General features: G+C 42.0%; 6 protein-coding genes. All 6 read left to right on the top strand.

Annotated features, from left to right (window positions below; translation table 11 throughout):
- The first annotated feature begins 107 nt into the window (after window positions 1-107).
- The 6 genes from FHS10_RS15055 to FHS10_RS15030 all read left to right on the top strand — a co-directional run bounded on the left by FHS10_RS15055 (window position 108) and on the right by FHS10_RS15030 (window position 14954).
- The gene (locus FHS10_RS15055) at window positions 108-3464 is read left to right on the top strand and encodes a SusC/RagA family TonB-linked outer membrane protein (protein ID WP_259091800.1); all 3357 of its coding nucleotides are present in this window, start codon (window positions 108-110) and stop codon (window positions 3462-3464) included.
- 18 nt (window positions 3465-3482) lie between these two features.
- Window positions 3483-5318 (top strand): RagB/SusD family nutrient uptake outer membrane protein, encoded by a 1836-nt coding sequence (locus FHS10_RS15050; protein WP_259091798.1) that lies wholly within the window; start codon window positions 3483-3485, stop codon window positions 5316-5318.
- Window positions 5319-5734: 416 nt separating this feature from the next.
- Entirely contained in the window at window positions 5735-9796 is a 4062-nt protein-coding gene (locus FHS10_RS15045) for a hybrid sensor histidine kinase/response regulator (RefSeq protein WP_259091797.1), read from the top strand.
- A gap of 248 nt (window positions 9797-10044) precedes the next feature.
- Window positions 10045-11571 carry a glycosyl hydrolase family 28 protein gene (locus tag FHS10_RS15040; protein ID WP_259091794.1) on the top strand — a complete coding sequence of 509 codons (1527 nt, stop codon included), beginning with the start codon at window positions 10045-10047 and terminating at the stop codon, window positions 11569-11571.
- Window positions 11572-11664: 93 nt separating this feature from the next.
- Window positions 11665-13326, top strand: coding sequence for a hypothetical protein (locus FHS10_RS15035; RefSeq protein ID WP_259091792.1), 1662 nt, complete (start codon window positions 11665-11667; stop codon window positions 13324-13326).
- Window positions 13327-13331: 5 nt separating this feature from the next.
- Window positions 13332-14954, top strand: coding sequence for an alpha/beta hydrolase family protein (locus tag FHS10_RS15030; RefSeq protein ID WP_259091790.1), 1623 nt, complete (start codon window positions 13332-13334; stop codon window positions 14952-14954).
- Window positions 14955-14978 lie beyond the last annotated feature (24 nt).

Genomic DNA, 14978 nt, shown 5'->3' with positions numbered 1-14978 from the left:
TTCTACACTATACATTAGCAGCCAATTATAAACAACCATTGATATTAACGCCTTGCGTATTTGTCAATAAATCAATTTAGTAACCAATTTTTAATTTAAACCAATTTATGATGGAAAATTTTACTTTGCTATCAAAGTACAAAGCTGCGGCAATCACGCTTTTTCTTTCCTTACTGTTCTGCCTTAACTCCATGGCGCAAAACGGTACAGTAAACGGAAAACTGATTGACGCCAAAACCCACGAAACCATTATCGGGGCAACTATAAAAATTAAAGGAACCCAAACCGGTACAGTAAGCGATGTAACAGGGGCTTTTAAACTTAAAGCAGCACCCGGAGCAATTTTGCAAATCAGCTATATCGGTTATCTGACTAAAGAGGTGGTAGTTGATACGGACAACCCCATAATCATTAGTTTAGCCGCCAACAGCAGCAACCTAAGTGAGGTGGTTGTGGTTGGTTATGGCACACAGCGAAAGGCTACATTAACAGGAGCTGTTGCAACAGTATCATCTAAAGTTTTTGAAGACAGGGGGCCAATCAATAACCCGCTGGCATCTTTACAGGGGCAAATTCCAGGGGTGATTGTAACACGCAGCTCGGCGCAACCAGGAAGGGAAAACTGGAATTTCCAGATCAGGGGAGCAACATCCACTAACGGGCAAGACCCGCTTATTATATTAGATGGAGTACCCTTATCAAGTAATTTTCAGCCCGATCCTAATAACAGTTACACTACCAGTAATGCCGCGTTAAACTCTATAAATCCAGACGATATAGAAAGCATTTCAGTTTTAAAAGATGCTGCAGCATCTATTTATGGTTCAAGAGCCGCGTATGGCGTTGTGCTGATAACTACTAAAAAAGCAAAGTCTGGTAAAATGGTTGTTCAATACGATGGTTCTGTTTCCAGGAAGATACTTGGTTTACAACCAAAACTCATTAATGATAAACAATGGGGCGAAGGATTGATGCAGGCATTAACCAACGATAATTATGGTGTAGCACCCACCAGTTACCTATGGTACCAATTAGCAGCGTTGGCGGCTAACCCACCTGCTTCCGGCTATATTGATATCACCAAACTGCCGGGGTATGCCGGTTCTGCCAACGGGGTATTATATGACGGTGTGCCGCTACCGGCTTTTGGAGATGTTAAAGATTTTACCTTTTTTGACACCAACCAGCAAAAAATTTTGTGGCAGAATGCAACCTCGACCCAACATAACTTAAGTTTTTCTGGCAGGACCGAAAAAGAGGGATACCGGGTATCATTAGGGTATTTAAATGACGGAAGCCAACTGCGGTGGGGCACCAACGGCAACCAGCGATACAATTTGCGGTTTAATAATGACTATACCTTTAGTGATAAGGTTAAGTTAGAAACCAATATATCGTTAGAAAGAAACAATATACAACAACCATCGCTGTATAGCTATAACGGGTATAGTTCGCTTAGTGAATATGCGCAACCGGGCTTACCGGCCTTTACTTCAAAAGGGCAACCTTATGCCTGGGGAACCGTTTTTAGCGCGGCTGCTGCAGATAGGGATGGCGGCTCTAACCTGGAGGTTAACACCAGGGCGCTTCTTAACAGTACCCTTACCTATAACTTTGCCAAACATTTAACCTTTACAGGTGTGGCCGGCTACAACACCTGGTCTCAGGACAGCCGCATACAGCAAAAGCAGATTCAGTATTATAATTACGCTGGTAACATCCTGGTACAAACCTTACCATCGGCCGGCGGAAATAACAATGTTAATAATACCTGGTACCAAAGAATGAATACCACCGAGCCTTATTACAACCTGAATGGTAGGGTAGCATATAATAATACCTTTAATAAGTTACATGATGTAGGGGTGATGGTTGGTAGCTCATATGAAAGGGATGAGTTTAATTCATTTGTAACCAGGACATATAACCTGAGTAATGATGCTATTCCGTCATTAGGACTTGGTTTAACTAATGGAACCGCAGGTTACGTAACCAATGGAGAAACCCAGAACCATTACGCGTTAGCTTCATATTTTGGCAGGGCAACTTACTCCTACAGCGGTAAATACCTATTGGAGGCGATAGGAAGATATGATGGATCATCTAAATTTATTGCAGAAAACAGGTGGAAGTTTTTTGGTGGTATACAAGGTGGCTGGCGAATTATTGACGAAGGTTTTATGAAAAACCAAAAAGTGGTTGACGAGCTGAAACTGCGTGTTTCTTACGGAACAACAGGTAACCAGGGCGGCATAGGGTTATATGATTATATTCAGTCGTTAGCAGTTAATTCAACCGGGGCTTTACTTGGGTCGGGTACAGCAACTACAGTGACAACATCAGGTAACCTGGTATCTTTAAACAGAACGTGGGAAACTGTAAAAAAGAAAAATATAGGTTTGGATTTTGGTTTTCTGAATAATCACTTGACGGGTAGTTTTGACGTTTACAGAAATGAAAACACCAACATGTTGCTGGGGCAAACCTATCCCGCTGTTTTAGGTGCCGGCGCCCCGGCTTCTAATATCGGCGATCTGAAATCATGGGGTTATGAAGGCAGCCTTACCTGGAAGTCAAAAATTGGCAGTGTTTCCTATAGCGTTAGCGGAACAATAACGGATAACCAGAATAAACTGGTTCATTACGGAGGAGCAAATGTACTGAGTGCCGGCTTTAATCCAACTGTAGAGGGATACCCGCTCAATTCCTATTTTGGATTGAAATATGACGGCCGTTTGCAAACCCAGGCACAGGTAGATGCTTATAACGCCAAATATGCGCCCGCGGGCAGTACCAATAATATAAGTTTACCTGTTCCAAGTCCTTTAGCCAATCCTGCTGGCCAGGTTTCCGGTCTTCGCCCCGGCGATAATACTTTTAAAGATGTGAATGGCGATGGCAAATTAAGCATAGGAACCAGCACCACTAATCCTGGCGACCTGGTGTACCTGGGCAGCAACGATCCAAGGTATAGCTTTGGTTTAAACCTGGGCTTGCAATGGAAGGGGTTTGATTTTTACACCATTTTTCAGGGAGTTGCCAAAAGAACAATCTTCAGATCAGGAAATATGCGAATCCCTTACAAGTCCATCTACCAGGGACAAAGTGATGAATATGTAGGTAATACGTGGTCGCCAAGCACACCGGATGCTTATTACCCTAACCTCCATTCAGCCCAGAATAACGGTATCAATGCTTATAATTTCCAGATATCTTCCTGGTCTGTTGAAAATGGGGCTTACATACGCCTAAAAAACCTGGTGTTAGGATACACTATACCTAAACAATGGCTCGAAAAAAGTCGCGCGATCAAAGGACTTCGCGTCTACTTTTCGGGAAGTGATTTATGGGAGCTAACAAAAATTCATGACGGGTGGGACCCCGAAGTAACAAGAACGGTTAGTGGTAATGAAAGATTTCCTTTTTACAGGTATATAACCCTTGGCGCTAATGTTACTTTCTAACTTTAATTATCAACAACAATGAAAAAGAATAGCAAAAAATATATATTGGTACTGATAGCTACGCTAATTACCGTTAGCCAGTATGGCTGTAATAAGGCCCTGAATTTAAAGCCTCTTGATCAGCTCTCTGATGTGGCTTATTTTAAAACACCTGCCGATTATAAAACATTTGCCAATCAGTATTATGGCTACCTTAAAAACTTTACAACGTTGCTTGGGGTTACCGACGCGCCCCACTCTGATGGCCGGTCTGATTTAACGGGTGGTGGCGGAAGCTTTGGCGCGGGCACCAATAGTGTACCAGCTACCGAGGCCGGTCAGGGTAATGCCGGTAACTGGACAACAGATTATGCCAGGATCCGGGCAACCAATTACCTGCTTACAAAAGCCACATCCTATGCAAACCAGGCCGATATTGCGCAATTTGTGGCCGAGGCCAAGTTTTTCAGGGCATATGTTTATTTTGATCTGTTGCAACAATATGGCGGCGTACCAATTGTAACCACCTTACTTGACCCCACATCGCCAGAATTATATGGAGCAAGGGCAACCCGCGACGCGGTGGCCGATTTAATTATTAGTGATCTCCAGGCTGCTATACCCGCTTTGCCGGTATCTATCGCTGCTAATTCTGCCGACTATGGCCGGGTTACGCAGATGGCGGCGCAATCTTTTTTATCAAGGGTGTGTCTTTATGAAGGTACCTGGCAAAAATTCAGAAGCGGGGATGCTACAAGATTTAATGGATTACTCGATAAGGCCATCGCTGCATCAAATGCGGTTATAGCCAGTAATCAATATGCCCTGTTCGGCACACCTGCATCTAATGCATTGGGAGGCAACAGTACCATCTTAGGCGATTCGGCCCAAAAATATATGTTTATCCTGGAGAACCCTAAATCCAATCCCGCAGGTATCACTAAAGCAGCCAATCACGAATATATCCTGGCAAGCCGTTATGATGATGTAATTAAAGTAGCGGGTGTAAACATTAGCCGCTCGGCGCATAATGGTACAGGGGTAAACAGGAAGTTTGCCAATATGTTTTTATGTACCGATGGCCTGCCTGTAGAAAAGTCGCCATTATTCCAGGGATATCAAACCTACAACTCAGAATACCAGAACCGGGAAAGCCGGATGCGTTATACACTGAGAGTGCCTTATCAATACTACTGGTTTGGCTTGCTTAATGGCAGGGTTAACTGGACAAATGATGCCGCCGACCGTGCAACCGCCGAACAAGTGGTAAGACCTGCTGGCTATGGAGGCCAAAAATGGGTTTCTGAGCGGCCTGTAGCCGATAAATTTGAATCGGAGGATTATCCGGTTATCAGGTATGCAGAGGTATTGTTGAATTATGCAGAAGCGGTTTATGAACGTAATGGCATCATCAGTGATGGCGATTTGAATAAATCATTAAACCTGGTTCGTTTGCGGGTAAATAGTACCATGCCGCTGTTAAGTAATAGCTTTGCCGGGTTAAATGGCCTGGATATGAGAACCGAGATCAGGCGGGAACGTGCTGTTGAACTATTTGATGAAGATTTCAGGTTAGATGATATCAAGCGCTGGCACAGTGCTGCTATTGACCTGGTGAGCAATATAGGCGGTACAGCTTATGGAAATTTGCCCCAATTTATAAGCCCCTGGCCATTGGGTATTAAATATACAGGTACGCAGGCGCAGCTTGGGCCCGATCCTATAAATCCTGCACCTACTAATCCAAAAGATGCCAACGGCTGTCTGATCACCGATCAAACGGCAAGGCAGTTTAGCGAAAAGAATTACCTTTATCCTATACCGGCACAGCAAATTTCTTTAAATCCAAAACTTGTCCAAAATCCCGGCTGGTAACAGCAGGTAAAGCTATAATGACTGCTTTTACGCGGTTGTTATAGCTTTTAAATGAAAGTGTGGTAAGGGCAAACATATCTAATAGGGTTAACATAACTTAACATATTTTAGATAAAATATATGATAATTATCTAATAATCAATGTTTTGTATTTTAACATGGTTAACACAAAACTGATGTATCGCATAATTTAGGCGCATTCAAATACCTGACTGATTGAGCGCTGAATATTTGCCTCATAGATCATATAAAATATTCTTCAAAGAAATTTAAACAGGCTCTGAGCTAAAATGTTAAAATTATTCACGGATATTTGTGTTAACCAATTAAGTGTACAAAGAACAGTCATTTTGTAGAAAATGAAATGTAACAAGCTTTTAATCCTGTTTTCTTTTCTTTTATTATGCTGCGTAACGATGGCGGAGTGCCAGCCATTGTCATATATCGGTATCGACCAGGGTTTATCTAATAACTCCGTTAGGTGTATTTACCAGGATCACAAGGGTTTTTTATGGTTCGGGACTTATGATGGTCTCAATAGATACGATGGGTACAGTTTTAAGATTTTCAGGAATAAATTCAAAGATACCGGTTCACTGATCAATAATTACATATTTTCTATAGCCGAGGATGAGCAATCCAATATGTGGATAGGTACCCACGGAGGTGTATCTGTATACAATAACCTTTCTGGTAAATTTTCAACGGTTAGTTATATCTCCAGGTATAGTAACCAAAGCAAACAGATAACTGTTGGGGTTAGGGTTATTAAGCCAGATCAAAAGGGCAATATGTTGCTTGGAACACTGGGCATAGGCCTGCTTTTTAAAGACAAATCAGTACAATCGGCCGTGGAAATCCCCATTAGTAATGGGAAAACCCAGTTATGGGATTATGATGTTCAGGCTATAAAACAAGATAGTAAGGGAAGGATATGGGTATTTATACCGCAAGTTGGGCTTTGTATGCTCAGCAATGATCATAGTAAACTGATTATTGTTAGTTCTTCGGTCAGGAATGCTTATTGTATTGAACCTGATAGGGATGGTAATGTATGGATTGGTACAGGTGAGGGCTTGTTTTTTTACCAGGACAAATTGAGAATAACAACCAAAGTGCTTGATCAGGGTAAGGGAAAACTGACCTTTAGTAAAGTATCAGACATGATACTGGACAACAGAGGGCAGTTGTGGATGACCATCAATGGTGGTGGGATAAATATTTACAATACTTTAAATCAAAAGGTTAGCTATTTAAGAACAGAGAATGGGAATAGTTCGCTTTCAAATGATGCCGCCTATACCATATACCAGGATAAAGACAACCGGTTTTGGATTGGTATTCTTAACGGTGGGGTAAATGTAATTGACCCGCAAAAGGGGCGATTTAAAACGCTTAGCCATGACCCTGCAGATCAACGTTCATTACCTAAAAGAGCAATGTACGCGCTTTACGAGGATGTTGATGACAACCTGTGGATAGGTACGGAGGGGGCAGGTATCACCGTATGGAACCGGAAATCGAATACTTACAGTCAGCTTAAAAATGAAACGGGAAACACGAGTTCGCTTAGCGACAATTTTGTGACTAATATCATCAGCGATGATGAGAAAAATATCTGGGCAGGTACTTTTTTTAACGGGGTGAATAGGTATAACAGATCAACACATGCTTTTGAACGTTATCAATGCATAAACCCGCTATCCAATACCGAAAACAAGGTTGTATCAACCATGTGCCAGGGCCAGGACAAGCATATTTGGGTTGGAACATTAAAAGGGGATGGCATTAACGGCGCTCTATACACCTTCGATAAAAAGAAAAACCGTTTTATCGCATTTGATACCAGTCTTTCAGATCTGTGGAGCCTTACGCCCGATGATGAGGGAAGGCTATGGGCAGGTACGCTTACTCAGTTAGTTCAAATAGACAGAAAAAATAAAAAACACCGGTTTTTTGAATTGGGGTACTATGTACGCAACATCTACGAAGATGGTAAACATAATTTCTGGATAGGAACAGAGGGCGGGGGGCTGGTGTTGTTTGACCGTGCCAAATCTGCAATTGTTGCGCGCTATACTACCGAAGATGGTTTATGTAATAACTCTGTATTGAATATACTGGAAGACAAGAACGGGGACCTTTGGTTAAGTACATTTAATGGCTTATCTAAGTTTAACCCGCGTACCAAAACTTTTAAGAATTACTATAAAAGCGATGGATTGCAAAGTAACCAGTTTCATTACAATTCCAAGGCTGTTTTGCGCACCGGCGAACTTGTATTTGGTGGCATAGAGGGTATTAATATTTTCGATCCTGAGAAGGTTACTGACATTAACACCACGCCTAAACTGGTATTGTCAGGAATAACTGTGAATAACCTCGCTTTAGAGAAAAATGCAGATTGGGTGCGGAATATTTCTGGCGATGTCATTAAAAAAATAGAAGTACCTTATGATAAAGCCGTCTTCGCTTTTGATTTTACCGCGTTAGAGTATACTGCTCCGGATAAAATTAAATATGCTTACTATATGGAAGGCTGGGATCATGGCTGGACTTATTCCGAACATGTACGCTCTGCTAATTATACCCACCTTGACGAAGGAAATTACACATTCAGGGTAAAATGTACCAATGCCGAAGGGCGCTGGATGTCGGAACAAATCTCGTTGAGTATACATGTTCTGCCGCCCTGGTATAGGGCCTGGTGGGCCTATGGCTTGTACTTAATGGGTATTGGAGGGGCAATTTATGGGTATCTTTTTTATCAAAAAAAGCAAACCCAATTGCGATATGAAGTGAAGTTTGTGAAGGAGCTGAATGAAAAGAAAATCGCGTTTTTTACCAATATATCTCATGAACTGAGAACCCCACTTACGCTTATTGTTAATCCGATCAAAGACCTGTTACACAGCAACGGAACCAACATTGATTTAATAGACATCAGCGCGGTGTATCGCAATTCACGCCGTTTGCTGAGTTTGGTGGATCAGTTGTTACTATTCCGGAGCTCTGAAAAAGAGGTAGCTGATCTGAATCCTGCTGTACTCAATCTAAAAGATGTTTGTTATGAAGTTTTCCTTTGTTTTAACAACCAGGTGAAAGCAAAAAAAATTGATTATCAGTTCTTGTGTCATGACAACAATATCAAGGTTTATGCAGATAGGGAAAAACTCGAAATAGTGTTGTTTAATCTCTTATCCAACGCTATAAAATACACACCTGATTATGGCTCCATTAGTATTCGGGTAGACAAAGGCGATGAATTTATTGAAATATTGGTAAAGGATACCGGTTACGGGATTGCAGAGGATACCGGTGAAAAATTATTCGAAAAGTTTTACCGGCTAAACCAGGACACGGATAAGATAAAAGAAAGCGGATTTGGAATCGGCCTTTTTTTGGCCAAAACCTATTTAGAACTACATCATGGTAAATTATCCTACACCAGTGTATTAGGAAAGGGTACCACATTCAAAATATGCTTACCTAAAATAAGCGCGCATTTGTTTAATGATACGCAGAAAGAACAGGAGGACCAAAGTAAAATTACGTATCCACTGATACAGGAGTTGATTACAGAGCCGATTGAAATGGGTGATAGTTATTTGATGTCGTCTACCGCGCATATTGACGGTATTATGAATGATGTAGTTAATAAAAAACCTGTCATTTTGTTGATTGACGATGATGTGGAAGTGCGACGTTATATCCGGCAGTTATTGCAGGACGAATTTATTATTCATGAGGCCGGGAATACAGAAGCGGGTTTTAAAAACGTGTTGGAGTGTGAGCCGGACATTATTGTTTGCGATGTGGTCATGAATGGTGTAAACGGTGTGGAGTTTTGTTCAAAGATGAAGGAATCGCCCTCGTTTAGCCATATTCCTATTATATTATTAACTGGCAGTTCGTCGCCCGAGATCAAACTCAAAGGCATAGAATGCGGGGCCGATGATTATATTACCAAGCCATTTGAAAGCGACCTGCTGATTGCGCGTATTAAAAGCATGTTAAAAGGCCGGAGCACCCTTAAAAATTATTTCTTTAATGAGATAACGCTTAAGAACAACAGCCTCAAAATTCCCGCCGAATACAGCGAGTTTCTTGCCAGGTGTATCTGTATCATTGAGAGCCATTTAGAAGATGAAAGCTTTTCCTTAAAGGCATTTACTGATGAAATAGGGATGAGCAGATCAAAACTATTCAGGAAGATCAAATCAATCTCAGGCTTGTCCAGTACAGAGTTTATCAGGTATATCAGGCTGAGAAAAGGGGCTGAATTAATGATCCAAACCGATTTGCAAATCAAGGAGATCGCATTCAAGATTGGATTTCAGGATATAAAATATTTTCGCGAGCAGTTTAACAGGTTATTTGAAATGAATCCGTCGGATTTCATCCGCAAATACAGAAAAACATTTATCAATAAAGACAATTTAAACACCAGCATTTCTTACTCAAGAAATAAACATTAGTATTTCTCTTTCACCATATTATCGGCTATAGGTAAGATAATTTATCAACACCTGATTTTTATGTTTGGATTTCATCTTAACCAAAAGTTTATGGTAAATAGATTTGTTTTATATAATGTATCCCCCTTATTTGACCCCACAACCACCCTTTATTGTTTTTTTTTCAAAGCAATTTGGCCAACGTAAAAAAAAGAGGCAATTAACCGCTTGCCGTAATTAGTAAAGTTTATCATTTACATCATCAAGTAATGAAGAAAGTCTTTCTGTTTGTTTTTAATATTTTTATTGTTTGTTTTTACGCTAACGCAGAACTGATCACCTATAATTCGCCCGACGGAGTTGTTTTAAACAAGGATTTTAAGATAATGGTAAAAGAAGATGGATATAAGGGGCAGATAGTGCCGGTTTATTCTGCATCGGTGAAAGAAGTGAGCGGTACCACCAATATAGTACAGCAATCCTCTTTTGGCTATTTTGATTTTTCAGGTAAGGTAGAAGTAGTTATTAGCTATCAAAAAGGGCCTATCCGGCATGCTAAAATAAGACCCTCTATCTATGGAATTACTCCCAAAATCATAGGAAATACCATTGTTTTTTATTTGACCTCAGCCCGAAATATTTCCATTGAGGTTAACGATGATATTTTTCATAACCTACAGTTGTTTGCCAACCCCATCGAAACAAAAAAGCCGGCCAGGACCGATTCGAATGTGATTTACTACGGACCGGGATACCATCGTATAGGTATATTAAAAGTCCCATCTAATAAAACGGTTTATATTGATGGCGGGGCTATTGTACAGGGACAATTGCTGATCAGCAGGGTAGAGAATGTTCATGTTATGGGCCATGGTATAATAACACAATTACCGTTAATTAATAACTCAGCGGATAAGCAGGTTCCGGATGCTGTTAAAAAGATAGACCGTGGAAGGAACGATCAGATCACCATCGAATACGCTAAGAATGTGAGTATAAGCGGGCTCACGGTACTGCCGCATAAATACAGCGTGCTTATCGGGCAGTCAACCGGGGTAATCATTGATAACGTCAAGTCGTTTAGTTCTGAAGGAAATGCCGATGGGATAGATGTATTCTGTAGCTCTGATGTGCTTATCAACCAGGTTTATATGAGAAATTCTGACGATTGTGTAGCCGTATACGGGCATCGCTGGGAATATTACGGAAATACAAGAAATGTTATCGTCCAAAACTCTACTCTTTGGGCCGATGTTGCTCACCCTGTACTTATCGGAACCCATGGGGATACGGCTCATCCCGATACATTGGAGAAAATTAAAATCATCAATGTGGATATTCTTGACCAGCATGAAAACCAAATTGACTACCAGGGTTGTATGGCTTTAAATGCAGGAGATAGTAATTTACTGAGAGATATCACCTTCGACAATATTCGTGTTGATGATATCCGAAAAGGGCAATTGGTAAATATTCGTGTCATGTATAATCGCTACTATAACACCTCGCCGGGCAAAGGGATCGAAAATATCTATTTTAAAGATATTGCATACAATGGGGACAAAGCTAACCTCTCGGTCATTTCTGGGTACGACGAAACGCGGGGCATCAAGAATGTGATTTTTGAAAACCTTAAGATCAACGGAAGGGTAATTGCTGATAATATGTCTGGCAAACCTGGTTTTTATAAAACAGGTGATATGGCCAATATATTGGTTGGTGAACACGTGGAAGGCGTCAGGTTTATTCAAACTGCAGCAACTCCTCAAGGTAATTCAGGTTCAAATAACGATTAACCAACGGTGAATATGTTTTCACATGAGTCTAACGAAAATTGCACTTTGCTGTTGCTGAAGGATAATTTGATAAGCTTTGACACATTATTTAAAATGAAAAAGTATCGGGTGTATATTTTCTTGGGCATACTGCATATTTTTTTATTATGGAACACGACTGGCTTTGCGCAGAACGCGGTTTGGCAATGGTCGGTGTTAGTAAAAAATGCCAAAGAAAATACGGGGAAAGCAAGGGCTTTTTTGTGGATTCCTCCGGATTGCAAAAAGGTAAAAGCATTCCTCTTCGCGCAAAACAATATGGAAGAACAATCCATATTGGAAAACCAGGGTTTTAGAAAGGAGATGGGGAAACTTGGCATTGCAGAAGTATGGGTAAGCCCGGCATATGATCTTTTGTTTAATTTTGATAAGGGTGCCGGCGAAACTTTCAATAATATCATGAATGAGCTGGCCCAGGTATCCGGATATTCCGAACTCAATGATGTTCCTTTTGTTGGCATAGGGCATTCTGCGGCGGCAAGTAATCCCTATTATATGGCAGCCTGGAATCCTGATAGGGCTTTGGCCACAATCTCGGTTAGCGGGCAATGGCCTTATTTCAGGCACGTTTCTTTTGCTCCGGATATCTGGGGTAGCAGAAATATTGATTATATTCCTTGTCTGGAAACAATGGGCGAATATGAAGCAGCTGATAAGTGGTCGACGGAAGGGTTGAAAGAAAAACAAGCCCATCCACTAATGCCATTGAGTATGCTTGCCTGCCCGGCAGAATTTCATTTTGCGACTTCTGACACAAAAGCGGTTTATATCGCACTTTACTTAAAAAAAGTGCTTCAATACCGGATGCCTAAAAATACCCCTGGTGACCAGGCAATCAAACTGATCCCTGTTGATCCTACAAAAACAGGATGGCTGGTTGATAAGTGGCGTTTTGATCAGGCTCCTGTAGCAGAGCCTGCAACAGTTGACCAATATCTGGGAGATAGGACACAGGCTTTCTGGTACTTTGATGAAGAATTGGCTAACGCAACGGCAGCTTACCACGCCCGGTACCGTAACCAAAAGGCACAATTGATTGGCTATGTGCAGCATGGTAAATTATTGGAACAGCGCAATGTTCACCAACAATTTAACCTGAGGTTTGAACCGGAGGCTGATGGTGTTACTTTTAAGGTACACACTGCTTTCTACGATACGGTTCCAGGTGGCAGTCCAAGACCCATGGGTTGGGCTCATATGCCAGTTGGATTACCCATAGGCCATGCTATAAGTGATTCTCCTATCACTGTTGACCGCATTACTGGTCCGTTTGTTAAAATCAACGATTCCACATTCCGGGTGCATCCCCAAAAGGGGTTCTATGAATCGTCGCATAGTTATGAATTGTGGTTTTCTGCCGGCCACCCGGGCAATAACGAGTATAAACCAGCTGTGCAGCAGGCTTTAATGACCATACCGCCCCGGAATACACAAGGGAAAGAACAACATATCGCTTTTTCGGCAATATCTAATCAACGCCCGAATAAAAAGGGGATAAAACTGAAAGCAGCATCAGACGCCCATGTTCCTGTTGGCTTTTATGTACAAGATGGCCCTGCAGAAATAATAGGTGACCGCTTAAATCTCACCGCTATACCGCCACGTAGCAAATTTCCGGTAAAAGTAACAGTAATAGCATGGCAATATGGTAATAGTAATGAACCTAAGCTGCAGACCGCAGAACCAGTTGAGCATGTATTCTGGATTAACAAATGATAACAATGACCCATTCTTTACTCCGTCAGCTTGTCCTGTTTTTACTGACTGTTTTTGTATCGGTTAGCTGCAAAGCTCAGGATAATCCCGAAAATCACGTTTATCAGTATAGCGTAAAGGTTGGCACCCGCAGTGCTTATCTATGGATTGCACCTGATTGCAAACAAGTAAGAGGAGTGATCATATCGCTGGCTAATTTACTGGAACGTAACTGGCTGGAGGATTCTTTAATACGCCGTACAGCAGCAGAAACAGGTTTGGGTGTCATCTGGGTTGGTCCTGCCCAAAGGGGTGATCAATACTTTACAGCTGATATGAAACCGGGGATGGAAATTATTTTTCAGCAAATGATGGATGATTTGGCCAGGGAGTCTGGGTACCCGGAGCTAAAAACTGCTCCCGTTATCCCCATGGGGCACTCGGCCAATGGGCATTTTGCATGGACCTTTGCCAACGCACTGCCCGCACGTACTATTGCCTGTGTCCCTGTAAAAACGATACCATTACCTGATTCATTGAAATTTAAAGATATTCCGCTTTGTTATGTTGTAGGAGAAACCACGGAGTGGCCCCAATACCGGGTGCCCGATCCGGCAACCAAACCTGGTGACCGTGATTTTTATTGGCCCGTGGTAAAGCAATCTGCTTTAGCCTTACGCGCCCACAATGACAATAACCTGGTTGGTGTGGTAACAGACGCAGGCGGCGGCCATTTCGATTGGTCAGCCCATCTGGCAAAATTTATAGCATTGTATATCCGCAAAGCATGTCTGTATCGTTTGCCAGAACCGGGGCAAACCACTTTAAAACCGGTTGATAAATCATCGGGGTGGTTAACCGGTACAGGTGGGATGGAAAAAGACGAATTTAAGCCAGCCCCCTATAGCTCATTTAGCGGTGGAAGTGCCGCCGGCTATTGGTTTTTTGATCAGGAAACGGCAATGGCAGCAATGAAGTTTGAAGGTGATCGTGTAAAACGAAAAACGCAAATGCCAACGTTTATACAGGATGGACAGCTGTTACCCGTGGCCAAATTGGGTTACGCTGCTTTGAAGTTTGAACCGGAAGAAGACGGTGTTTCTTTTGAGCTAAAAGGAGGTTTTTTACCGGAAATGCCCCCGGAACTTATTGGCGGTGGCCAAAAGCTCGGGCATGCATCCGGCTCTATTAGTTTTCGGGTGATTGCCGGCCCTGCGATACAAACCAGCCGCTCGTCGTTTAAATTACAGTTTGACCGGGTGGGAATGGGGGGCGAACTCTGGATACAGGAAGAAAGTGCCGGCAATGCGGAATATCGCCATGCGGTACAACCTGGTAAAATAACCATATCATCCAGATTAACTGTTGGTAAGTCTCAAAAAATAACATTTCCGCGGCTACAAGATGTGAAATCGGGTGTGAACAAGCTTCCTTTACGCGCCACATCAGATTCGGGATTACCAGTGGATTACTATATCGTCTCGGGGCCTGCATATATAGAAAATGGTGTACTTAAATTTACCCCAATTCCGGCTAAAAGCAAATACCCGGTAAAAGTGAACATCGTAGCCTACCAATGGGGAAGAATAACAAAACCGTTGTACCAGTCTGCCGAGCCTATAGAACAAACGTTTTATATCACCAGGTAATACAGGAAGCTTATACGCACTTTA

It is taken from the genome of Mucilaginibacter dorajii, assembly GCF_024808255.1.
In the GTDB taxonomy this organism is placed as follows: Bacteria; Bacteroidota; Bacteroidia; order Sphingobacteriales; family Sphingobacteriaceae; genus Mucilaginibacter; species Mucilaginibacter dorajii.
This window is presented reverse-complemented; position numbering and strand designations above follow the sequence as displayed.

Excerpts from the sequence above, each read along its gene's own strand:
- FHS10_RS15055 (WP_259091800.1), top strand. The coding sequence starts at position 108 with ATGATGGAAAATTTTACTTTGCTATCAAAGTACAAAGCTGCGGCAATC.
- FHS10_RS15050 (WP_259091798.1), top strand. The coding sequence starts at position 3,483 with ATGAAAAAGAATAGCAAAAAATATATATTGGTACTGATAGCTACGCTA.
- FHS10_RS15045 (WP_259091797.1), top strand. The coding sequence starts at position 5,735 with ATGGCGGAGTGCCAGCCATTGTCATATATCGGTATCGACCAGGGTTTA.
- FHS10_RS15040 (WP_259091794.1), top strand. The coding sequence starts at position 10,045 with ATGAAGAAAGTCTTTCTGTTTGTTTTTAATATTTTTATTGTTTGTTTT.
- FHS10_RS15035 (WP_259091792.1), top strand. The coding sequence starts at position 11,665 with ATGAAAAAGTATCGGGTGTATATTTTCTTGGGCATACTGCATATTTTT.
- FHS10_RS15030 (WP_259091790.1), top strand. The coding sequence starts at position 13,332 with ATGACCCATTCTTTACTCCGTCAGCTTGTCCTGTTTTTACTGACTGTT.